Source organism: Microbacterium sp. MPKO10 (assembly GCF_026107415.2).
Lineage (GTDB): Bacteria > Actinomycetota > Actinomycetes > Actinomycetales > Microbacteriaceae > Paramicrobacterium.
The window spans coordinates 75,284-97,842 of the sequence record NZ_JAPCHX010000001.1; the positions used below are offsets into that span (position 1 = coordinate 75,284).

General features: G+C 66.3%; 19 protein-coding genes and 1 pseudogene. 10 read left to right on the forward strand and 10 right to left on the reverse strand.

Annotation, left to right across the window (positions count from 1 at the left end; translation table 11 throughout):
* The first annotated feature begins 83 nt into the window (after positions 1–83).
* From OK352_RS00320 to xdhC, 3 genes are read left to right on the forward strand one after another with little or no spacing between them, the layout of a single operon-like run.
* Positions 84–1,517 (forward strand): xanthine dehydrogenase small subunit, encoded by a 1,434-nt coding sequence (locus tag OK352_RS00320; RefSeq protein WP_265139403.1) that lies wholly within the window; start codon positions 84–86, stop codon positions 1,515–1,517.
* A complete protein-coding gene (gene xdhB / locus OK352_RS00325; RefSeq protein ID WP_265139404.1) occupies positions 1,514–3,886 on the forward strand; it encodes a xanthine dehydrogenase molybdopterin binding subunit in 2,373 nt (790 codons plus the stop codon). The genes OK352_RS00320 and xdhB overlap by 4 nt, the downstream gene beginning before the upstream one ends.
* Positions 3,883–4,680 (forward strand): xanthine dehydrogenase accessory protein XdhC, encoded by a 798-nt coding sequence (gene xdhC, locus OK352_RS00330; RefSeq protein ID WP_306387754.1) that lies wholly within the window; start codon positions 3,883–3,885, stop codon positions 4,678–4,680. Before xdhB ends, xdhC begins: the two co-directional genes overlap by 4 nt.
* Here the strand turns inward: xdhC and OK352_RS00335 are convergent.
* Both OK352_RS00335 and OK352_RS00340 read right to left on the reverse strand, forming a co-directional pair.
* On the reverse strand, positions 4,677–6,152 hold the full coding sequence (locus tag OK352_RS00335; RefSeq protein WP_265139405.1) for an NCS2 family permease: 1,476 nt from the start codon (positions 6,150–6,152) through the stop codon (positions 4,677–4,679). The two genes, xdhC and OK352_RS00335, sit on opposite strands and share 4 nt — an antisense overlap.
* A 10-nt stretch (positions 6,153–6,162) precedes the next feature.
* The gene (locus OK352_RS00340; RefSeq protein ID WP_265139406.1) at positions 6,163–6,660 is read right to left on the reverse strand and encodes a nucleoside deaminase; all 498 of its coding nucleotides are present in this window, start codon (positions 6,658–6,660) and stop codon (positions 6,163–6,165) included.
* Between the two features lie 318 nt (positions 6,661–6,978).
* On the opposite strand from OK352_RS00340, the gene moaA reads away from it, so the two are divergent.
* The gene (moaA, locus tag OK352_RS00345; RefSeq protein WP_265140233.1) at positions 6,979–8,037 is read left to right on the forward strand and encodes a GTP 3',8-cyclase MoaA; all 1,059 of its coding nucleotides are present in this window, start codon (positions 6,979–6,981) and stop codon (positions 8,035–8,037) included.
* 20 nt (positions 8,038–8,057) lie between these two features.
* On the opposite strand, the gene OK352_RS00350 is transcribed toward moaA, so the two are convergent.
* The 3 genes from OK352_RS00350 to OK352_RS00360 form a co-directional block, all read right to left on the reverse strand.
* Positions 8,058–9,548, reverse strand: coding sequence for a nucleobase:cation symporter-2 family protein (locus tag OK352_RS00350; protein ID WP_265139407.1), 1,491 nt, complete (start codon positions 9,546–9,548; stop codon positions 8,058–8,060).
* Between the two features lie 129 nt (positions 9,549–9,677).
* Positions 9,678–11,123, reverse strand: coding sequence for a sensor histidine kinase (locus OK352_RS00355; RefSeq protein ID WP_265139408.1), 1,446 nt, complete (start codon positions 11,121–11,123; stop codon positions 9,678–9,680).
* Between the two features lies 1 nt (position 11,124).
* The gene (locus OK352_RS00360) at positions 11,125–11,868 is read right to left on the reverse strand and encodes a response regulator transcription factor (RefSeq protein WP_306387756.1); all 744 of its coding nucleotides are present in this window, start codon (positions 11,866–11,868) and stop codon (positions 11,125–11,127) included.
* Between the two features lie 251 nt (positions 11,869–12,119).
* Here OK352_RS00360 and OK352_RS00365 point away from each other — a divergent pair, with 251 nt between their 5' ends.
* Genes OK352_RS00365 through OK352_RS00375 form a run of 3 tightly spaced genes read left to right on the forward strand, consistent with a single transcriptional unit; the run spans position 12,120 to position 14,575 of the window.
* Positions 12,120–13,796, forward strand: a complete 1,677-nt coding sequence (locus OK352_RS00365) for an MDR family MFS transporter (protein WP_265140236.1) — start codon at positions 12,120–12,122, stop codon at positions 13,794–13,796.
* Between the two features lie 10 nt (positions 13,797–13,806).
* Positions 13,807–14,298, forward strand: a complete 492-nt coding sequence (locus tag OK352_RS00370; protein WP_265139409.1) for a MarR family winged helix-turn-helix transcriptional regulator — start codon at positions 13,807–13,809, stop codon at positions 14,296–14,298.
* A 7-nt stretch (positions 14,299–14,305) separates the two neighbouring features.
* Positions 14,306–14,575, forward strand: coding sequence for a thioredoxin family protein (locus OK352_RS00375; protein ID WP_265139410.1), 270 nt, complete (start codon positions 14,306–14,308; stop codon positions 14,573–14,575).
* A 21-nt stretch (positions 14,576–14,596) separates the two neighbouring features.
* Here the strand turns inward: OK352_RS00375 and OK352_RS17665 are convergent.
* The 5 genes and pseudogenes from OK352_RS17665 to OK352_RS00395 form a co-directional block, all read right to left on the reverse strand.
* Positions 14,597–15,187 (reverse strand): annotated as a pseudogene (locus OK352_RS17665) (Pr6Pr family membrane protein); the annotation flags it as partial.
* A gap of 65 nt (positions 15,188–15,252) precedes the next feature.
* Positions 15,253–16,269 carry a sugar phosphate isomerase/epimerase family protein gene (locus OK352_RS00380; RefSeq protein ID WP_265139411.1) on the reverse strand — a complete coding sequence of 339 codons (1,017 nt, stop codon included), beginning with the start codon at positions 16,267–16,269 and terminating at the stop codon, positions 15,253–15,255.
* A 270-nt stretch (positions 16,270–16,539) separates the two neighbouring features.
* A complete protein-coding gene (locus OK352_RS00385) occupies positions 16,540–17,634 on the reverse strand; it encodes a Gfo/Idh/MocA family protein (protein WP_265139412.1) in 1,095 nt (364 codons plus the stop codon).
* Positions 17,631–18,728: a Gfo/Idh/MocA family protein gene (locus OK352_RS00390; protein ID WP_265139413.1), complete on the reverse strand. Its 1,098-nt coding sequence runs from the start codon at positions 18,726–18,728 to the stop codon at positions 17,631–17,633. The genes OK352_RS00385 and OK352_RS00390 overlap by 4 nt, the downstream gene beginning before the upstream one ends.
* Positions 18,725–19,477 carry a sugar phosphate isomerase/epimerase family protein gene (locus OK352_RS00395; protein ID WP_265139414.1) on the reverse strand — a complete coding sequence of 251 codons (753 nt, stop codon included), beginning with the start codon at positions 19,475–19,477 and terminating at the stop codon, positions 18,725–18,727. The genes OK352_RS00390 and OK352_RS00395 overlap by 4 nt, the downstream gene beginning before the upstream one ends.
* A gap of 123 nt (positions 19,478–19,600) precedes the next feature.
* Here OK352_RS00395 and OK352_RS00400 point away from each other — a divergent pair, with 123 nt between their 5' ends.
* From OK352_RS00400 to OK352_RS00410, 3 genes are all read left to right on the forward strand, one after another.
* Entirely contained in the window at positions 19,601–20,758 is a 1,158-nt protein-coding gene (locus OK352_RS00400) for an ROK family protein (protein WP_265139415.1), read from the forward strand.
* A 70-nt stretch (positions 20,759–20,828) separates the two neighbouring features.
* Positions 20,829–21,413 carry a YqaJ viral recombinase family protein gene (locus OK352_RS00405; protein WP_265139416.1) on the forward strand — a complete coding sequence of 195 codons (585 nt, stop codon included), beginning with the start codon at positions 20,829–20,831 and terminating at the stop codon, positions 21,411–21,413.
* Between the two features lie 93 nt (positions 21,414–21,506).
* Complete coding sequence (locus OK352_RS00410) at positions 21,507–22,529, forward strand: diaminopimelate dehydrogenase (RefSeq protein ID WP_265139417.1); 1,023 nt, start codon at positions 21,507–21,509, stop codon at positions 22,527–22,529.
* Positions 22,530–22,559 lie beyond the last annotated feature (30 nt).

The following is a 22,559-nucleotide window of genomic DNA, read 5'->3' on the forward strand; positions in this document are numbered from 1 at the left end:
CCAATCGGCGCGTATTCCCACCGTATGACGAGGTACGGCGGTTCGAGGCGAACGCCACCTCGGATCGACAAGGAGCCTGACACATGGATGTGACCGTCAACGGGCAGAAGCGCTCGCTCTGCGGGATCCGCGCTCATGAGAACGCGCTGGATTGGCTGCGTGCCAACCGGCTGACCGGCAGCAAAGAGGGCTGCGCTGAAGGTGAGTGCGGTGCGTGCGCCGTCATGGTGGCGCAGCCAGACGGCACAGGCGGCAGCAGATGGACAAGCGTCAACTCCTGCTTGATTCCCGCCGCGGCTCTTGACGGCGGCGAGGTCGTGACGTCGGAGGGTCTCGCCTCGGATGACGCGCTCCACCCGGTTCAAGAAAAGCTCGCCGAGGCCGGCGGCTCCCAGTGCGGCTACTGCACGCCGGGCTTCGCCTGCAGCATGGCCGCCGAGTACTACCGCGGCGACCGCACCCCCTGCGAGCATCCCGAGGACGGCGAGCACGGTGAGAACGGCTTCGACCTGCACGCGCTGAGCGGCAACCTGTGCCGGTGCACGGGGTATCGCCCCATCCGTGACGCCGCATACGACCTGGGACAGCCTGCCGCAGACGACGCGCTGGCCGCCCGGCGCGACAGCGCACCGCCCGAGCCCGCCGCAACGGACTACGCCGCCGATGACGGACGCTTCGTGCGACCAGCATCCCTCGCCGATGCCCTAGCGATGATCGCTGATGATCCCGACGCCGTGATCGTGGCCGGCTCGACCGACTGGGGCGTCGACGTGAACATCAAGGGACGCCGCGTGCCGCTCGTCGTCGCGATCGACAGCCTCCCGGAGCTACGGGGCCTGACGATGGACGACTCGGTCATCGAGATCGGCGCCGCCGTCACGCTTTCCGAGGCCGAACGCTACCTGGGCGGTCGCGTTCCGCTGCTTGCTCAGCTGTTCCCGCAGTTCGCCTCGCGGCTCATCCGCAACCGGGCAACCATCGGCGGCAACATCGGCACGGGCTCCCCCATCGGCGATGCCCCGCCCGCACTTCTCGCGCTCGACGCGAGCGTGGTCCTGGCCTCGGCGCGAGGTGAACGCATCGTTCCCCTCTCCGAGTACTTCACCGGCTACCGACAGACGGTGCGCGCCGGTGACGAGCTGATCCGCGCCATCCGCATTCCCCTCCCCCTCGCGACGGAGACCGCATTTCACAAGATCGCGAAGCGCCGCTTCGACGACATCTCCAGCGTCGCCGTGGCATTCGCCGTCGACACAGAGAACGGCATCATCACCCGGGCCCGGATCGGACTCGGAGGCGTTGCCGCAACGCCGATACGTGGGCTGCGCACCGAAGATCTGCTCGTCGGCAAGCCATGGACGGCCCAGACGGCGCAGGCTGCCGCAGCATCCCTCGCCGGTGAAGGAACACCCATGAGCGACCACCGTGCGAGCAGCGAGTACCGCAGCATCATGCTCTCGCAGGCGGTGCTCAAATTCTTTGCCCAGGCCGCGGAGCACGAGGAGGTGGGAGCATGAGCGCCCTGTCGGAACGCCCAGAGAATCCCGTCGTCGGGGTCCGCGAACCCCACGAGAGCGCTGTCGGTCATGTCACGGGAGCCGCTCTGTACACAGACGACATCGCGACGCGCAGCGACGCCCTCACCGCGTGGCCTGTCCAGGCACCGCACGCCCACGCTCGCGTCATCAGTATGAATGTTGAGGGTGCGCTCGCGGTTCCAGGTGTCGTCCGCGTGCTGACGGCAGACGACGTCCCGGGCATCAACGATGCGGGCGTCAAGGGCGATGAACCGCTCTTCCCGACCGAGGTCATGTACTACGGTCACGCCGTGTGCTGGGTGCTCGGCGAGACGCCCGAGGCGGCTCGACTGGGCGCCGCCGCCGTCGACGTCGAGTACGAACCGCTCCCCTCGCTCATCACGGTGCGCGAGGCAATCGAGGCCGAGTCGTTCCAGGGCCCGCAGCGGCTCACCCGCCGCGGCGACGCGGATGCTGCTCTCGCGGCGGCTCCGCGGGTGTTCGAGGGCGTCACGGAGTTCAGCGGCCAAGAGCACTTCTACCTCGAGACCATGGCGTCGCTCGCCTACTACGACGAGGGCGGCACGCTCTACGTTCAGGCTGGCACGCAGCATCCGTCTGAGACGCAGGAGATCGTGGCGCATGTGCTCGGCCTCTCGAACAACGAGGTAGCGGTGCAGTGCATCCGCATGGGCGGCGGCTTCGGCGGCAAGGAGATGCAGCCACACGGACTCGCCGCAATCGCGGCGATCGGCACGACCCTCACGGGGCGGCCCGTTCGCCTCCGGCTCAACCGCACGCAGGACATCACGATCACCGGCAAACGCCACGGCTTTCACGTCAGCTGGACGGCGGGCTTCGATGACGACGGGAAGATCCTCGCGCTCAAGGCAACGCTCACCGCAGACGGCGGCTGGAGCCTCGACCTCTCCGAGGCCGTGCTCGGGCGCGCCCTGTGCCATCTCGACAATGCGTACTGGATTCCCGACATCGAGGCGCTCGGGCGCATCTCGAAGACGAACAAGACGTCGCAGACGGCGTTCCGCGGATTCGGCGGCCCTCAGGGAGTCTTCGTGATTGAGGACATCATGGGTCGCTGTGCCCCCGAACTCGGCATCGACCCGGCCGAGCTGCGCCGACGCAACTTCTATGTTGCCGGTCAGGCGACCCCCTATGGTCAGCCCGTGCGGCACCCGGAGCGGATGCACGAGATCTGGGACCAGGTGCTCGAGAACGCGAGCTTCGGCGAGCGCAGCGCCGAAATAGCCGCGTTCAATGCGACGCATCCCCACACGAAGCGCGCGCTGGCCGTCACCCCGATCAAGTTCGGCATCTCGTTCAACGTTGCCGCGTTCAATCAGGCCGGCGCCCTTGTGCTTGTGTACAAGGACGGCTCTGTGCTGATCAACCATGGCGGCACCGAGATGGGCCAGGGGCTGCACACCAAGATGATCCAGGTCGCGGCGACGGCGCTCGGCGTGCCGCGCTCCGCCGTGCGCCTCGCCCCGACGCGCACAGACAAGGTGCCGAACACGTCGGCGACAGCCGCGAGCACCGGTGCCGACCTCAACGGCGGCGCTGTCAAAAACGCGTGCGAGCAGATTCGCGACCGCATGGCTGGCGTCGCTGCCACCATGCTGCGCGCCAACCCGAGCGACGTGCGCTTCTCGCAGGGGAAGGTCACGGCGCTCGGCCAGCACGACACGGTCACGTTCGACGACGTGGCGCAGGAGGCCTACCTGCAGCGGGTCCAGCTGTCAGCATCCGGGTACTATCGCACCGAAGGGCTGCACTGGGACGCCGAGGCCTGGTTCGGCTCGCCGTTCAAGTACTTCGCGTACGGAGCGGCCGCCACCGAGGTCGAGGTCGACGGGTTCACGGGTGCGTACCGCATTCGCCGGGTCGATATCGTTCACGACGTGGGCGACTCACTCTCGCCCATCATTGACATCGGTCAGGTTGAGGGCGGGTTCGTGCAGGGCATGGGCTGGCTGACGCTCGAGGATCTGCGTTGGGATTCCTCGGACGGCCCGGGGCGCGGCCGCCTGCTCACCCAGGCGGCGAGCACGTACAAGCTGCCGAGCTTCTCGGAGATGCCCGAGGAGTTCAACGTCACGCTCTATGACCGCGCGCACGAGGACGGCGTGGTCTACGGGTCGAAGGCCGTTGGCGAACCACCGCTCATGCTCGCGTTCAGCGCTCGCGAGGCGCTGCGCCAGGCGGCTGCCGCGTTCGGCCCAGCCGGAACGATGTGCGAGCTGGCCTCGCCCGCCACGCCGGAGAACGTGTTCTGGGCGCTCCAGCGTGCCGCCGCGCTCGCTGACGATGCCCGCCCCGATGCCTCTGAGCCGAGCCTCGCGAGGGCATGATGGACTGGCTCAGAGCCGTTCAGGCTCTGCGCGACCGCCGCGAGAGTCACGTGCTCGTGACTCTCGCGAGCGTGCGCGGGCATACCCCGCGTGACGGTGGCGCCAAGATGGTCGTCTCGGCATCCGACACCTGGGGCACGATCGGCGGCGGCAACCTTGAGGCCACGGCCACCGACCGTGCGCGTGCGATGCTGGAGTCTGGTGCCGCGTCACCCGAGCTGATCACGCTGAACCTGAGCGATAAGGCACCGGCGGAGTACGGCGTGCAATGTTGCGGAGGGGAGGTCACGATGCTTTTGGAACCCCTGCGGCAGTCGCCGTCGGTCGCCATCTTCGGCATGGGCCACGTCGGGCACGAGCTCGCGCGCATCCTGGCACGCCATGACCTGCATCTCACGCTCGTCGATTCACGAGAGGATGCTGTCGCCGCCGACGGTCTCACCGGGATCGACGGCGGCACCGCCACGATCGACGTGCACCACGCGGCTGTTCCAGAGTCTGTGCTGCGGCTGCTCCCCGAGGGCACGCACGTGCTGATCATGACGCACGATCATGCCGAGGACCTCGCGCTGTGCGACCTGGCACTGCGCACTGAGGGGCTCGCCTCGATCGGCCTCATCGGCTCAAGCGCCAAGTGGGCTCGGTTTCGCAAGAAGCTCACCGAGGCTGGGCACACGGCCGACGAGATCGAGCGCATCCAGACGCCCATCGGCATCGACAGCATCCGCGCAAAAGAACCGGCTGCGATCGCCGTGAGCGTCGCAGCCGGTCTTCTGAGCCGGTTCGAGAACTAGCCTCCAAGCAGTGCCGTGATCGGGCCGCGCACGAAGTAGAGCACGAACCCAGCAGCGACGAGCCACAGCAGCCAGTGCACCTTACGCGCTCGGCCTGCGGCCACGTTGATGACGGCCCAGCTGATGAAGCCGATCCCGATGCCGTTGGCGATCGAGTACGTCAGCGGCATCGTCACGATCGTGAGGAACGCGGGAAGCGCCACCGAGAACTTCGTGAATTTGATCGCCGTGATCTGCGCCATCATCATGGCCCCGACGACGACGAGCGCGGCGGACCCGACTTCCATGGGCACAACGCCGGTCAGCGGTGTGAGAAACATGGATGCCAGGAACAGCACACCCGTGATCGCGCTGGCGAATCCGGTGCGCGCCCCCTCGCCGATGCCGGATGCCGAGTCGACGAACACGGTGTTCGACGACCCCGACGTCGCGCCGCCGGCGATCGCTCCGGCACCCTCGATGATGAATGCGGCACGCAGGCGCGGGAACGTTCCGTCCTTATGCGCGAGGCCAGCCTGCTTCGCCAGTCCCGTCATCGACCCCATCGCGTCAAAGAAGTTCGTGAACACGAGGGTGAACACCAGCATGGTGGCCGCGAGCGCACCGATGCGCTCGAACGAGCCGAACAGATCGAAGTTGCCGACGAGAGAGAAGTCGGGAACCGAGACGACAGTCGACGGCAGCGCGGGCACGTTGAGGTGCCAGCTGCCCGGCGCTCCAGGCTCCAGTTTCCAGATCGCCTGCGCGATGATGGCGAGCACTGTCGAGACAGCCATGCCGATCAGGATGCCGCCCGGCACCTTGCGCGCGACGAGGATGCCGATCAGCAGCAGTGCAATGACGAAGATCGCCGTCGGCAGTGTGGCAATGCTGCCGCCGACGCCGAGCTGCACGGGAGTTCCCTCCGCCGCCGTGACGAAGCCGGAGTCAACGAAGCCGATGAACGCGATGAACAATCCGATGCCGACGGTGATCGCCGCCTTGAGCTCTTTCGGGATGGCCCGAAAAATCGCTGTGCGGGCTCCCGTCGCCCCGAGGACGACAATGATGATGCCGTTGAGGATCACAAGCCCCATGGCCTCGGGCCACGTCACATCGTGGATCACGGACACAGCGAGGAACGAGTTGATCCCGAGCCCGGCCGCAAGCCCGAAGGGCAGGTTCGCGACGACGCCGAACAGCAGCGTGATGACGCCGGCGGTGAGGCCGGTGACCGCGCCGACTTGAGCGGCGGGCAGCCACCCTCCCGCGACGTCTGTGGCCGCAGCATCCGCCGAATATCCACCGAGGATCAGCGGGTTGAGAATGACGATGTAGGCCATCGTCACGAAGGTGACGATGCCGCCTCGTATCTCACGGGGTATCGTCGAGCCCCGCTCGGTAATCTTGAAGAACCGATCGAGGAGCGAACGCGAACCGGGCTCGCCGCTGTCGCCGTCGTGTGCGCGTGTCTCAGAACGTGTCTGTGTCATGACGGCCTCCTCAATATTCGATGCGGTTCGCCGTGATGCCCCATTCGATGAACGGAGCTGTCCTCGTCTGATCGTCAAGCGGAACCGCCGCGACCGGGAGCATGCTGTCGCGCACCTGAGGCTCATCAAAGAAGCGGTAGAACGCAGCGTCGTCAAAGCCGGCGCGTGCCGCGTCGTCGCGGTTCGCTGCGAACACGATGCGGTCGAGGCGTGCCCACAACGATGAGGCGAGGCACATGGGGCACGGTTCGCAGCTGGTGTAGAGAACGGCACCGCTGAGGTCGAAGCTTCCCACTCCGGTGCAGGCCGCCCTGATCGCGGAGACTTCAGCGTGCGCTGTCGGGTCGAGGTTCGCGGTGACCCGGTTGACTCCGGCGAACTCCTGGCCATCTGCTGTGACGATCAGAGCGCCGAATGGGCCGCCCTGCTCCTTCACGTTCTGCGTGGCAATGTCGATGGCACGCGCGAGATACTTCTCGTCGCTGCGCGTCGTGGTTTGAACGGTCATCGTCGTCCGTCACCTTCCTGATAGGGAATCCGGACGACACGGGGCGTGAAAACGGCTCAACATCGACCGGGTAACAGTGAATTGTGTTGAATCGCATTTGTCACGGTAATCATCATCGACGAGCGTGTTGCGGGCGAGATTGAATCTAACAGGAAGAAAACCATCTGTCCAGATTTTTGAAATCTTAATTTTGAATAGTGGAAACTATACCCGTCCGCAGTGTTACGGTGAGAGAGCTACCCGGAGGTGATCGTGGCCACAGACCCTGCGCGTGAGACGACATCGTCTGGCGCCCGCTCCACCCCGCTCTCGCTGCCAATGCCGGCGCTTCGCCGACCACGCGCACCGGGAGCACCTTTCGACGCCGATCGCCGCGGTCGGAGTCTGCGTGACCTGCGCATCTCGGTGACCGACCGATGCAATTTCCGCTGCGTCTACTGCATGCCGAAAGAGATCTTCGGGCGCGATTACGCCTTCCTCGAGCGCGAGGAGCTGCTCACGTTCGAGGAGATCACGCGCATCGCACAGGCGGCAGCGCGCGGCGGGGTGCGGAAGATTCGCCTCACCGGTGGTGAGCCGCTGCTGAGACGAGGGATCGAAGAGCTCATCGCGATGCTCGCCGAGATCCGGACGCCGGAGGGTGCCCCACTCGACATCGCGCTCACGACAAACGGCTCCGCTCTCGCCGTCAAGGCTGACGCACTCAAGGCGGCGGGGCTCGACCGGGTGACCGTCTCGATCGACTCCCTCGACGAGCGGACCTTCCAGGCTATGAACGACGTGAAGTTCCCCCTCGCCCGGGTGCTCGACGGCCTCGAGGCCGCCCACCAGGCCGGACTCGGACCCATCAAGGTGAACATGGTCGTCAAGAAGGGGCTCAACGACAAGGATGTCGTCCCCATGGCGCGCTACTTCGCCACCACGCCCTACGTGCTTCGTTTCATCGAGTACATGGACGTCGGGTCGACGAACGGATGGCGGCTCGACGACGTCGTGTCGGCGGACGAGATCATTTCGCGCATCTCGGCAGAGATGCCGCTCGAACCACTGGAGTCGACGGCGACAGGTGAGACGGCGTCGCGCTGGCGTTACAGCGACGGTTCGGGCGAGATCGGTGTGATCGCCTCGGTCACGCAGGCGTTCTGCTCAACCTGCACGCGCGCACGCATCTCTACGGAGGGGCAGCTCTTCACCTGTCTGTTCGCCGATGCCGGCTACGACCTTCGAGCGTTGCTGCGTTCCGGGTGCACCGATGCCGAGCTCGACGGAGCTCTCGGCGGGATCTGGGCGAATCGAGCCGACAACTATTCCGAACGCCGTGCGAGCCTGACACCGGGCTCACGGCGCAAGATCGAGATGTCCTACATCGGCGGTTGACCTCGGTTGGAGAGAGCCCATCAGCGCTCCGTTGCGTCGCCGTCCGCGGTCAGTGTCGGGATCTCGACACCCTGCGTGTCGAGAAGCTTTCCGCCCTCGACATGGTCGCCGTCCTCGAGCGCGCGGACGAGCTCTGCGGGTACGGCACGCGCGGGCGCCGAGGCAAAGACGCTGCCCTCGCTCGTCGACCGGCGCCCGATGTGGTTGAACACGATATTCAGCAGCAGTGCCATGACCGTGGCCGAGCTGATTCCTGACTGGAAGATGACCTGGAACCAGCTGGGGAACTGCGCGTAGATCGTCGGCTGAACAAGAGGCAGCATGCCGAACGACAGTGCAAGCCCCACGATGATGAGATTGAGGTTGTTGCGGTAATCCACCTTCGACAGCGTGTTGATACCACTGGCCGCCACGGTGCCGAACAGGGCGATTCCGACTCCGCCGAGCACCGGTGTGGGGATCGCCGCAACAACGCGCCCCAGAACAGGCAGAACGCCGAGGACGACGAGCACGACACCACCGGTGGCGACGACAAATCGGCTCGACACCTTCGTGATTGCCACGAGACCGACGTTCTGAGCGAACGCGCTCTGGGTGAAGGAGTTGAAGATCGGGGACACGGCGCTGGAGATCATGTCGGCGCGAAGGCCGGCAGCGATGCGCTTCTGTGTCACCTTCGTCTTCACGACCTCGCCGACGGCAAGGATATCCGCCGTCGTCTCGGTGAAGGTGACAAGGATCACGATGAGCATCGAGATGATCGCCGCGATGTCGAACGTCGGGAGTCCAAAGGCGAACGGTGTCGGCACCGCGAAGATGGGGCCGTCCAGCACAGCGGAGAAGTCGGCCATGCCGAGCAGCGCGGCGATGATCGTCGACAGCACGAGCGAGAGCAGAATCGACAGCCGCGAGATTGCCGGGGTGCCGAACTTCGACAGAACGACGATGAGGGCGAGCGAGAGCGCGGCCATGCCGATGTTCGCCACAGAGCCGTAGTCGGGCGCCTCGGCGTCGGCCCCCATCGCCCAGCCGCCGGCGACGGGGAGCAGCGAGAGCCCGATGGCCGTGATGACGACACCCGTAACGACGGGCGGGAAGAACTTCACGATCATCGCGAAGAACGGGGCGACGAGCAGCCCAATGACTGACGAGGCGATCACCGCGCCGAAGACACGTGGAAGGCCGCCTCCCCCGTCAAGAATGGCCGTCATCGTGGCCACACCCGAGAACGAGACGCCCTGAACGAGCGGAAGCTGTGATCCGAAGAACGGCACGCCGAGCGTCTGGAGCAGCGTGGCGAGCCCGCCGATGAACAGACAGCAGGTGATGAGCAGTCCGACCTCGGCTGTTGACAACCCGGCCGCCTGGCCGACGACGAGCGGCGGGGCGATGATTCCCCCGTACATCGTGAGGACGTGCTGGATGCCATAGGCAAGCGTTGGCCACGCCTTGAGCTTCTGGTCTTCTGGCCGTGCGCCAGCATCCGTCGTCTGTGAGCGTGATCGACCCATTGTGCTGACCCCTCTGTCCGCAATTCGTCGCACTATTTCAGATAGTGAAATATCAATTCCACTCAATCAATTGAGTGAAGCAGTGGTTCCGCACGGTGTCAAGCAGCGAACCGCCGCCTCCCGTGAAGACTACCGGGCCAGCGGCAGGCTGATCCGGAAGATCGTCTCCCCCGGCTCGCTCGTCACACTCGACTCGCCCCCGTGGGCAGCGATGACTCCCTGAACGATCGCGAGGCCGAGGCCGGTGCTGCCCGTGGTGCGGGCTCGTGACGAATCCCCGCGCACAAAGCGCTCGAAGACCGTGTCGATGGCGTCCGGGTCAATACCCGGGCCATCGTCGGTGACAGTGATGACCGCGTGTTCCGCACCAGCATCCGACAGCTCCGTCACGACCGTCGTTCCGGCCGGAGTGTGCACGCGCGCGTTTGCGAGCAGGTTCACGATCACCTGGAAGAGCCGCCCCTGATCACCGCGAACCGTGACCGGATGCTCGGGCACAACGACGCGCCACTCGTGATCACCGGCTGCGGCACGGGCATCCGAGACGGCATCTTCGACGAGCCCGGACAGCTCGACGGCTGCGTCATCGAGCTGTCGCCCCTCGTCGAGCCGCGCGAGAAGCAGAAGATCCTCGACAATATCCGTCATGCGCCGGGATTCAGATTCGATGCGCCCCAGCGCGTACGAGGTGTCGTCGGGGATCGTCTCGCCGCTCATTCGCGTCAGCTCCGCATATCCGCGGATCGATGCGAGCGGCGTCCGGAGCTCGTGGCTGGCGTCAGACACAAACCGGCGCACCTTGTCTTCGCTGCTCTGCCTGGCCTGCAGCGCGTTCGACACGTGCTCGAGCATGCGGTTGATCGCCAGGCCGACCCGACCGACCTCCGTGTGGGGGTCGGTATCGTCGTCCGGGACCCTGACGGCGAGCGCGACGTCTCCCCTGTCGAGCGTCATCGTCGACACCGTCGTCGCGGCAGCAGTCACCCGCTCAAGAGGGCGAAGCGTCAACCGCACGAGCCCGTACGCTCCCGCACCCGAAAGCACGAGTGCGCCCAGCGCGACGATGGCGACCACGAGGATGAGCTCCGAGATCGTCGCTTCGATGTCAGCCAGCGGCAGCCCGACAATGATGGCGACGTGCTGGTCAAGCGGCACAGCGACGACGCGGTAATTGCCGAGCGACGTGCCGAGCGAGATGCTCGTAGGGTGTGTGCCGATGTCGCCGGCCTGCAGGGCGGCGAGCTGCTGGTTGTCGAGATAGGGGCTATTGAGGTTCCGGTCGAGATAGGCGCCGGCGACGACGGTTCCGTCGACGCTCACGGCACCGAGGGTGCCGATGGACTGCCCAAGTGAGCCGATGAAGTCCGGGCCATCCGTGGAGTCCGGCGCGTGCTGACCGACGGATGCTGCCGCCCGCGCGCCCGCCTCGACAAGCTGTCTGTCTATGCGGTTCAGCAGAATGGACTGCAGGCTGAAAACGCTGACGAGCCCGATCACCAGCGCCGAGAGCGTGATGAACGCAACGGTCGCGAGCACGAGGCTGCGCCGCAGCGGTCGCTGCTGATGGCGGCCCACGTCACACGGCCTTCAGCATGTATCCGGCTCCCCTGACGGTGTGGATCATCGGCTCACGGCCGGCATCAATCTTCTTCCGAAGGTATGAAATATAGAGCTCAACGACGCTCGCCTTGCCGCCGAACTCGTAGCTCCACACGCGGTCGAGAATCTGCGGCTTGCTGAGAACCCGTCGCGGATTGCGCATGAGGTAGCGCAGCAGCTCGAATTCCGTCGCGGTCAATTCAATGGGGTCTCCCCCGCGCGTGACCTCATAGCTGTCTTCGTCGATCACAAGATCGCCGACGGTGATGATGGAATCGGAGGCCGTCGCCGATTGCGTGGCACGCCTGATCAAGCTGCGCAGGCGCGCGACGACTTCTTCGAGGCTGAACGGCTTGGTCACGTAGTCATCGCCGCCGGCGGTCAAGCCTGCGATGCGGTCGTCGAGAGCATCCTTAGCCGTCAGGAAGAGAACAGGAACGTCGTCACCATCGGCGCGCAGGCGGTGCAGCACGCTCATCCCGTCGAGATCGGGGAGCATGATGTCGAGCACGATCACATCGGGCCGGAACTCACGAGCCTTCGCCAGAGCCTCGTGGCCGGTGGCAGCGGTCTGGACATCCCACCCCTCATAGCGCAACGCCATCTTGATCAGATCGGTCAGGCTCGCCTCGTCGTCGACCGCGAGCACACGGATCGGCGTGCCGTCCACGCGCGTCAGTTTCGTCGTCACGGGTTCGGATGCTTCGGGATACATGCTCATGACTCCAGTATCCGCGGGAACCTATGAAGCAGCTATGTGGTCGCCATGCGATTCCCGTGGGTGTCGATGACGGCCGCGGAACGCCGCCGCCTGAGGGTTCGCCGTGAGTGCGGCATCCTGGCAGGAAATTAGTTGCGCTATGTCAACCATAAATTCTATTGTTGACGAATACAACGATCTGATCCCTCTCTGGAGCTCCCCGCGTGACATCATCTTCCACCGCCCTCCCGCCTGCCGCTTCCCGCGCAAAAATGTCGCATCGTGAGGTGTTGCAGGCCCTCTCCGGCCTCCTCACCGGCATGTTCGTGTCGATCCTCGCCGGCACTGTCGTCAGCAGCTCGCTGCCGATCATCATCGCCGACCTCGGAGGTTCCCAGGCGTCATTCACCTGGGTGGTAACCGCAACGCTTCTGGCGACGACCGTGTCGACACCGATCTGGGGCAAGCTCGCCGACATCCTCAACCGCAAACTGCTCATCCAGATCGCACTCGTGGTCTTCGTCTCCGCGTCCGCAGCTGCGGGCTTCTCGCAGGATCCGGGGATGCTGATCACGTGCCGCGTGTTCCAGGGGCTGGGTGCCGGCGGACTCACCTCGCTCAGCCAGATCATCATGGCCGACATCCTCAGCCCCCGCGAGCGCGGCAAGTATATGGGGCTCTTCGGCGCGGTCATGGGCGTCGGCACGGTCGGCGGCCCGCTCATCGGTGGGTTCCTCACAGACGCCATCGACTGGCGCTGGAACTTCTTCGTCGGCATCCCCTTCGCCATCATCGCGATCATCCTGCTCCAGAAGACACTTCACCTGCCCCGTCGCCCCCAGAAGCGCGTCACGATCGACTACCTGGGCACCGTGCTGCTGGCCGGAGGCGTCTCGCTTCTGCTGATCTGGGTGAGCCTGGCCGGCAACCAATTCGACTGGTGGAGCACGCAGACGTTCCTCATGGTCGGGGGCTCGCTTGTTCTGCTCGCCATCTTCATGATCGTCGAGTTCCGGGCCGTGAACCCGATCATCCCACTCACCCTCTTCAAGAACCGCACATTCACGCTCGCCGTCATCGGCAGCATCTCGGTGGGCGTCGCCATGTTCGGCACCGCGGTGTTCCTCAGCCAGTACATGCAGCTCGCCCGCGGCGCGACAGCAACGGAATCGGGGCTCATGACGATCCCGATGATCGGCGGGATGCTCGTGTCGTCCACGGTCGTCGGAGCGATCATCACCCGCACCGGAAAGTGGAAGCGGTACATGGTGACCGGCTCGATCATGCTGACCGCGGGCATGTTCCTCATGAGCACGATCCGGTACGACACGAACTTCGTGCTCGTCTCGGCATTCATGGTGCTGCTCGGCGCCGGTGTCGGCATGATCATGCAGAACATGGTGCTCGTCGTGCAGAACGCCGTCGACCCCTCCGAGCTCGGCGTGGCCAGCTCCGGCGTCGCCTTCTTCCGCAGCCTCGGGGGCACCGTCGGCATCTCAGCGCTCGGTGCTGTTCTTGGCTCGCAGGCGACAAGCCTCATGGCCGACCGCACGGACGACTTGATGGCCGCCATCGCGAAGCTCGGCGAGAAGGGCGCCGCCGTTGCCGATCAACTCTCGGGCGGGCAGCTTCCCGCGATGAGGGACCTCCCTGACAGCATCCGGGTCATCATCGAGTCCGTGTACGGGCAGGCTGTTGCCGACATCTTCCTCGTCGCCGCGCCGCTCGCGATTGTGACGATCATCACCGTGGCACTTCTGCCGAATCTGAGCCTCAGCGACAAGACCAACCACGAGCGACTCGCCGAAACTCCGGCGGACGAGGCCGGCGAAGAGATCGCGCAGCTGGCCGAAGCGACGGTCGCCGCCGAACCGCGCACCGGTCAGCTCGACGTCGTCACGCCGCCCGCAGGCGACGAGCAGAATGGGCGCGAGGCGGACGCTCGTTAGAATGTGGGCCATGGCGGATCAGCACGAGGCCGTCGCCTCGGATCATGACAACGCGATCAGCGACGTCGAGCGGGAGTTCACCGCGATGTACACGCAGATGCGTCGCGTGCTGATCGCCCGCGCCGAATCTGTGCACCCCGAGCTCACCGTCTTCGGGTACAAGCTGCTCCGTGAGCTCGACCGCGGCGACGACCTGCAGCAGAGCGTCATCGCCGAGCGCCTCCTGTCGGACAAGGGCGCCGTCAGCCGCGTCGTGCGCCAGCTCGAAGATCTCGGGCTCGTCACGCGCACCCCCGACCCGTCGGACGGCCGGGCGCAGCTCGTCGGGATCACCGACAGCGCTCGTGCCGGCCTCAGCTCGGTCTCGGAGGACAACCGCTCGGTTCTGCGCTCGCGACTGACGCTCTGGGAGATCGACGAGATCCGGCGCCTGCGCGACCTGCTGGGCAAGCTGAACGAGACGATGGCCGAACGGGAACAGGCGCGGCACGACGAGCGTTGAACCGAGCATGGATATCGTGCTCTACACCTCGGCGTTCTGCGCGCCATGCACGGCGGCGCGGCGGGCCGTGGCCGAGGTTGAGCGGCTGGTTCCCGTCGTGACGACGCGCGAGCGTGATGTCGCCGCGCACCCGGAGTCGGCTGAAGCCGACAGCATCCGGGCCACGCCCACGCTGCTGCTGCGCTCGCCCAGCGGTCGCGAGGTGTTCCGCGCCGAGGGTGCGCCGCGTGTCAACCAGCTGCTCACGGCCGTCGCGCTGCACATCGACGACGCGTGAGGCACGCACGCGGGTGACCGCGATGGCGCCCAGTGCGGCAGCGATGATGATCGATGACGCGACGCAGACGTACCCGGTGACCGCGACAACTCCCCCGATCTGATGCGGATTGAGGAAGTCATACGGGTACCACCCCGTCACGGCGCCGCGCGCCATTGTGTATCCCAGCCAGGCCAGAGGCAGACCGAGAACTCCGCGGATGCTGCGCCAGGGGAGCGTCCCCGTGCGCCGTGACGCCAGCCACAGCAGGGCGAGGCTCACCGGCGCCCCGAGGTGCAGCACCTCGTTCCCCCAACTGTCGGGGGCCGTGGACACGGGCCGGAGGAACGCGTTGTAGACGGCGCACGTTGTCATCGTGTAGGCGACAGCGACAACGAGGAGGCGGCGGTACCACTCCGGGTCGCTCTCGAATCTCCACGCTACGACCGACCCCAGAACGAGGATCAGGGCCGCGAGGGAGTTGGAGAGCGTCGTGAAATAGCTGAGGTAGTCAGCGAGGTGCTCGAGGGGAGTCATGTGCAGCAGGTGGGCTGTGCGGATGAATTCGTACCCGAGCGCACCGACGATGACAACTGCTAAGGCAGCGCGGACAGCACCCTCGCGTGCACGCATGCCCTCATGCTATGCGGTGGCGCGCGGCCGGGGTAGACCCCGTGAGGGGGTCTAACCCCGCGGTGTCACTGGTTGCTGAACGCGGCGTCGAACGAGGCAGTGGGCTGTGCCCACAGCAGCGAGCGGATGTACCCAACGGCCTCCTTCGCGCCGTGCAGACGATCCATCCCCGCGTCCTCCCACTCGATCGAAATGGGGCCGTCGTAGCCGATCGCGTTGAGCGCGCGGAAGGCGTCCTCCCACGGCACATCACCGTGCCCTGTCGACACGAAGTCCCATCCGCGCCGCGGGTCGCCCCAGGGCAGGTGCGAGCCGAGAACGCCGGCGCGACCCTGCGCGGGGCGCATGCGCGTGTCTTTGCAGTCCACGTGGTAGATGCGGTCGCGGAACTCCCAGATGAATCCGATCGGGTCGATCTGCTGCCACATCATGTGGCTCGGGTCCCAGTTGAAGCCGAATGCCTCGCGGTGCTCGATCGCCTCGAGCGTGCGCACGCTCGTCCAGTAGTCATACGCGATCTCGCTCGGGTGAACCTCGTGGGCGAAACGAACGCCTTCCGCATCGAACACGTCGAGAATGGGGTTCCATCGGGTCGCGAAGTCTTCGTAGCCGGCGTCGATGACGGATGCTGGCACGGGCGGAAACTGCGCCACATATGGCCAGATCTTCGACCCCGTGAATCCGACGACGACGTCGACGCCGAGCTTGCGTGCGACGCGCGCCGAGCGCTTCATGTCTTCGGCGGCACGCTGCCTGACGCCCTCGGGGTCGCCGTCGCCCCACGTGGACGGGCGGACGATCGCCTGGTGGCGGAAGTCGATGGGGTCGTCGCACACCGCCTGTCCGGTGAGGTGGTTCGAGATCGCGTAGACCTGCAGGCCATGGCGGTCGAGGATCTCGAGGCGGCTCTTCAGATAGGCGTCGTCTTCGTCGGCCCGCTCGAGGTCGAGGTGGTCGCCCGAGGCGGCGATCTCGAGGCCGTCGTAGCCCCACTCGGACGCCAGCCGCGCCACCTCCTCGAACGGCAGGTCAGCCCATTGCCCCGTGAACAGTGTGACGGGGTGCGTCGATTCGTTCGTCATTGTGTGTCTCCTTTGTGCCGTGGCGGCTTTCAGCGCCGCGCCCGTGGCAATCTCTGCAGCTGCGGACATCTTGTCAGGGTGTGCGCCCCGAGGTTGTCCGCACCTGCAGACCTTTCTCTGAGTGCTCCGTGTCGGAAGCTGTGGCAAGGCCCCGCGCTCGGCGCAGGATCAGCGCACCTGAGTGAGTTTCTGCGCCTCTGCGGTCACGATTGCCTGCCGCGGCGTTACAGCAGGCCCGCAGGTATGCAGAGCGCCGCGGTCGGTCCAGAGTCACGGGTGACTCTCTGAGGCGGCGGGGGCGACGTCGACCCACGCGTCGGACGCGGCGGCGTTCATCACAGCATCCGTGAGCCGCACGGCGCGCAGCCCATCGTCAAAGCGCGGCAGCCCCTCGGGTGAGGCACCGCTGATCGCCGCATACGTGTCGCTGACGAATGCGTTGAAGGCGTCTTGGTAGCCCTGCGGGTGGCCGGCCGGCACCGTGCAGAGCCTCGCGGCATCCGGAGCCAGCTGATCGGCGTCGCGCGGGACGACGAGGCTGCCGACGCGGCGCCCGACCCACAGGGTCTCGGGATGCTCCTGCTCGAATCCGATGCTCTCTGCGCTGCCGGCAATCTCGATGGTCAGCGCGTTCTTGCGCCCCGGAGCGGTCTGCGACACCAGCAACGTGCCGAGCGCGCCTCCCGCCGTCTCAAGAACAACGGCGGCGGCGTCCTCGGTCGTAATGCCGGTGTGCTCGGCGCGGTCGCCGAAGAAGGTGCGCGTCGTGGATGCGAGCCGTGTCACGCGGTCGCCCGTGACGAACTCGATCAGATCGATCAGGTGCGATCCAATGTCGGCGAACGCCCGCGAGCGCCCGCCTGCGGCAGCATTCACGCGCCAGTTGTCGTCTGTGGAATCCAGCATCCAGTCCTGCAGGTACGACCCGCGGATGCTGAGAACGCGACCAGCCTCGCCCGAGGCGATGCGCGCCCGAGCATGCCGCACCAGCGGATGGAAGCGGTAGACGAAGGGCACTGTCGCAACGATTCCGGATGCTGCGTTCACAAGGCTCTCGGCATCGGCGACGGTCGTCGCCAGCGGCTTCTCGCAGATGACCGGCAGCCCCGCCTGCAGCACGGCGAGCGCCTGCGGAGCGTGCAGAGCGTTCGGCGTGCAGACGTGGACGACATCGACGTTCTCGATGAGTGCCGAAACATCGTCGAACCCGCGCTCGATGCCCAGCTCGTCCGCGACCTGCCGCGAGCGCTCGGGCGAGGAAGCGACGATGCCGGTCAGCTGCGCCCGGGCGGCACGCGCCGCTCGGGAGTGGACGGCGGCCATGAAGCCGCCGCCGAGGATGCCGACGCGGAGCGGGGCCGTCACTGCGACACCGCTGCGCGACGCGGGTCCCACCCTTCCGGAAGCGCGGGCTGTAGCTCGACGGTGCTCTCCACGGTGACGGGCATGCCCGACTCCGAGGCTTCGATCGTCGATACCATGACGTCGAGCACGTGGAACGCCTGCTCGCCCGACGCACGCTCGGTGCGCTCCTCGCGGATCGCCTGCGCCAGTTCGGCGACGCCGGTTCCGCGTGACGTCGTCGTGCCCGTCGAGGGGATCGTGTCGATGTCGTCGCGGCCGCGGTGCACGACCAGATCCCCCTCGAAGGTGTTCGGGTCGGGGACGACGAGCGTCCCGTCAACGCCGGCCACCTCAAACTGGGTGCGGCCGAGCTTCGAATCGAAGCTGAAGATGCTCTGCGCTGTCTGGCCGCTCTCGAACTCATACATCGCGGCGACGTGAGTCGGGACGGTGACGTCGAAGCTCTCGCCCGCACGTGGACCGGAGCCGATCGTGCGCGTGGCGCGGGCCTTCGACGCCGATGCCGTGACGCGCGCGACGGGGCCGAACAGCTGCACGAGCGTCGTGATGTAGTACGGGCCGATGTCGAAGAGCGGACCCGCGCCGTCCTGGAAGAGGAAGTCGGGATTCGGGTGCCACGACTCCGGGCCCGGGCTCTGCATGAGCGTGAGCGCCGTGAGCGGTGCCCCGATCGCTCCGGACTCGAGCAGTCGGCGTGCCGACTGGATCCCGGCGCCGAGGAACGTGTCGGGCGCCGTCGCCACACGCTTTCCCGCCGCGCGGGCGGCGTCGAGCAGTGTGCGCCCCGACTCGCGGTCGAGAGCGAAGGGCTTCTCGCTCCAGACGTGCTTGCCCGCGGCGATGGCCTGCAGAGCGACGTCAACGTGCACGGCAGGGATCGTGAGGTTCACCACGATCTCGATGTCGTCGTCAGCGAGCAGGTCCTCGACGGTTCCGGATGCCGCGACACCGAAGGCCTGCGCCTGCGCGGCGGCACGATCGGTGTCGATGTCCGCGACGAACCGAACATCGAGGTCCGGGAACGTCGTGAGGTTCGTGAGGTACTCCGTGCTGATCGTTCCGGCGCCGATGACGCCCACTCCGACCCGGCTCATGCGCTGACCTCGCTCTCCAGCGAACGCAGGTACCCGAGGCTGGCGATGACCGCCTCGAAGCGGTCGCCGCGCGAGTCGTCGAGCTCAATCACGCGGAGAGCATTCGGTGCCGCCGCGAGAATCGCCGGAATGTTGAGCGAGCCCTGGCCCACCGCGACCTGGTCTTTCGTCTCGGCGGTCGCTGGCCCGTCTTTGACGTGGATCGCGACGACGCGGTCGCCGAGGCGGCCGAGCAGCTCGACCGGGTCAGCCCCGCCGACGGCAACCCAGTACGTGTCGACTTCGAGCACGACAGCCGGGTCGAGAAGGCTCGCGAAGTGCTCGAGCGCGGTGACGCCGTCGATCGTGCTCTCGATCTCGTGCGCGTGATTGTGGTAACCGACGGTGATGCCGTGCTCGGCGGCGATGACCGCTGCCTCGTTGAGGCGGCGCGCGGTGTCGGCGATGTCGTCTGCACTCTGCCACTTCTCGGGAGCGACGAACGGGTCGATCACTGTTGTGATGCCCAGGGATGCTGCGGCAGCAGCGACCTCGGCGATGCTGCCGTCGGCGATGAAGCCCTGATGCGTCGTCGGGGCACCAAGCCCCGTGCTGGTCAGGGCGTCGCCGAGCCCGTCGAACCTCGTGAAGGCGAAGGGCTCGACGCGGTCGAACCCGGCATCGGCCAGACGCCGAAGCGAGCCGAGCAGATCCTCGGCGATCGCTTCGCGCACGGTATAGAGCTGCACTGATATTGCGGACGTAGTCACGGGTCTCCTCGCTGAGCGATGGCGGTTTGCCTGTCTCCGCTTCTATTCAAGGACCACTTCTGTTTTCTGTCAAGCAAAAGTTCACTATTTCGCATCAATAGTGGCGTATGGTTTACTCACAACATGGTGACTGTCACGGGACGCACGGCCCCGCGCGCCGCGTCGGCGGGCGATCTTCTGCAGATCTTGCGCGATGGCGTTCCGCGCACCAAGGCCGAGATCGCCGCCCTCACCGGGCTGTCGCGCTCCACGGTCGCCACACGCATCGACGCACTGCTTGCACGCGGCCTCGTCGAACCGGCGGGCGAAGCCGTGTCCTCCGGCGGCCGTCCCCCCTCGCGGATCGCCTTTGCGGCAGCATCCCGCCTCGTGATCGGCATCGATCTCGGCGCCACGCACGGCGTCGTCGCGATCGCCGACCTCGCTGGAGGCATCCTGGCGGAAAGCTCAGCAGCGATCCGCATCACTGACGGCCCCGAATCGGTTCTCGACTGGGCCTGCACCGAAGCGCTCGCACTGCTGCACCAGGTCTCCCGCGACGTCGCCGATGTTCTCGGGGTGGGTGTCGGGCTGCCCGGCCCCGTCGAGCACTCCACGGGCCTGCCCGTGAACCCACCGATCATGCCCGGCTGGGATCGCTTCGACGTTCCGGCGTTCATCAGATCGCGCATTCCCGTCACCGTCCTCGTCGACAACGATGTGAATATTCTCGCGCTCGGCGAGCACGCCGTCTCGTGGCCCGACTCCGATGAGCTCATCTTCGTCAAGGTGTCAACCGGCGTCGGCGCTGGGATCATCATGGGCGGAGAGATTCAGCGCGGGGCACGAGGCTCTGCCGGCGATCTTGGTCACCTGCGCCTTCCGATCTCTGACGGCACAGACGCTCCCGATCTGGAGGACATCGCGGGTGGACCCGCAATCGCCGCACGCCTCGGCGGGGCCACCAGCTCAGACGTCGTCGAGAGCGTGCGGGCCGGCGACCCCGAGGCGTTCGACGCCGTGCGTCAGGCCGGGCGTGATGTCGGCGAGGTACTGTCCGGCGTCGTCAACCTGCTGAATCCCTCGGTCATCGTCATCGGGGGCAGCATCGCGCGGGCGGGCGAACACCTGATCGCGGGAGTACGCGAAGTCGTCTATCGGCGTTCGATCCCGCTCGCCACACAGGATCTCGCGATCGTCACCTCACGCGGCGGTGAGTCGGCGGGCGCGCTCGGGGCGGCGATCATGGTGATCGGAGCAGCGTTGGCCCCGGAGGCCATCGACGAGATCCCCGCGCGCTGATACAGCATCCGGATGCCGCAACGCGGGCTGCTTGTCAGGGGAAGCCCCTCTGCCGGGTGACAATGGAGAGGTGCATTCCCGTCTCACCAGCCGCATCATCGCCGATTCGAGCGACCGCGTCGGTTGGCTGAGGGCCCGTTCGCGCGGAATCACGGCAACGGATGTCGCCAAACTGTCGACGCCGCACTCCATTCAGGTGGCCGCGGATGCGAAATTGAATGGCACAGGCTTCACCGGAAATGCATACACGGACCACGGGCGGCGGCGCGAACCCGAGATTGCCGCGTGGGTCGCCGCGACGCACGGAATTCAGCCGTCGTCGGCACTCTTTCGGGCTGAAGTGGAGCATCGCCATCTGGCCACCCCGGACGGCGTCACATCGACGCCGGACGACCGCGTCATGCTGGCGGAGATCAAGACGACGACAAAGCCGTGGCGGTCGATCCCCCGCAACTACCTGCGCCAGGTGTGGTGGCAGCAGTATGTGCTCGGCGCCGAGCGCACGCTCGTGGTGTGGGAGCAGCACGAGAACTTTGTTCCCATCGGCGACGAGCCTCTCTGCCAGTGGGTCGATCGCGACGAGACGCAGATCTCTCGGCTCATCACGCTGGCGAATCAGCTCATTGACGAGCTCCACCGTCGCACCGCCCGCTGAGTCGAGACGCCGGTCGCCGTCATCGCGCACACGGCCACGCAACTCTGTCATACGCTGAAGTGACCTGCGAAACGACCCTCGACACGGAGAATAGTGGACACGACGACACCCACCACCGAGACTGCCCCTGCTCACACGCCCTTCCGCGTCGGAATCGTCGGATACGGCAACCTCGGTCGCGGCGTCGAGGCCGCGATCGCGAAGAATCCGGACATGAGTCTCGTCGGGATCTTCTCACGGCGACCGCCGTCGAGCATCGCGCCGCTTGATCCCGCGGCATCCGTCTTCTCGATCGATGACCTCGCCGGCCGCGAGAACGACATCGATGTGCTGATTCTCTGCGGAGGGTCGAAGTCCGACCTGCCCGAGCAGGGCCCAGAGCTCGCCGCACGGTTCAACACCGTCGACAGCTTCGACACGCACGCCCGCATTCCCGAGTACTTCGAGCAGATGGATGCTGTCGCCCGTCGCGCCCAGAACACAGCGCTCATCTCGACGGGCTGGGATCCCGGCATGTTCTCGATGAACCGGCTGTTCGGCGAGGCGCTTCTGCCCGACGGAGAGACGTACACCTTCTGGGGGCGCGGTCTCAGTCAGGGGCACTCAGACGCCGTGCGCCGTGTTCCGGGAGTCGCGGCCGGCGTGCAGTACACGCTCCCCTCGAGCGACGCCATCGACGCCGTGCGGCGCGGCACCCGCCCAGAGCTCACGACGCGCGAGAAGCATACGCGCGAGTGCTTCGTCGTGCTGGAGGAGGGCGCGGACTCTGAAGCCGTGCGCGAAGCGATCGTGACGATGCCGCACTACTTCGCCGACTACGACACCACGGTGACTTTCGTCACCGCCGAGGAGCTCGCCCGTGACCACTCGGCGATGCCCCACGGTGGGTTCGTACTGCGCAGTGGACGCACGGGTGACGGTCACTCGCAGATCATCGAGTACAGCCTCGCACTCGAGAGCAACCCGGAGTTCACGGCGAGCGTTCTCGTCGCCTACGCCCGCGCCGTTCACCGCCTCAGTCTGATGAAGCAGCATGGCGCCGTCACGCTGCTCGATGTCCCGCCCGGTCTGCTGTCGCCGAAGTCAGCTGCGCAGCTGCGCGCCGAACTGCTCTGAGCAGGCGGGTCACGGCTCCCGCGGCGGCAC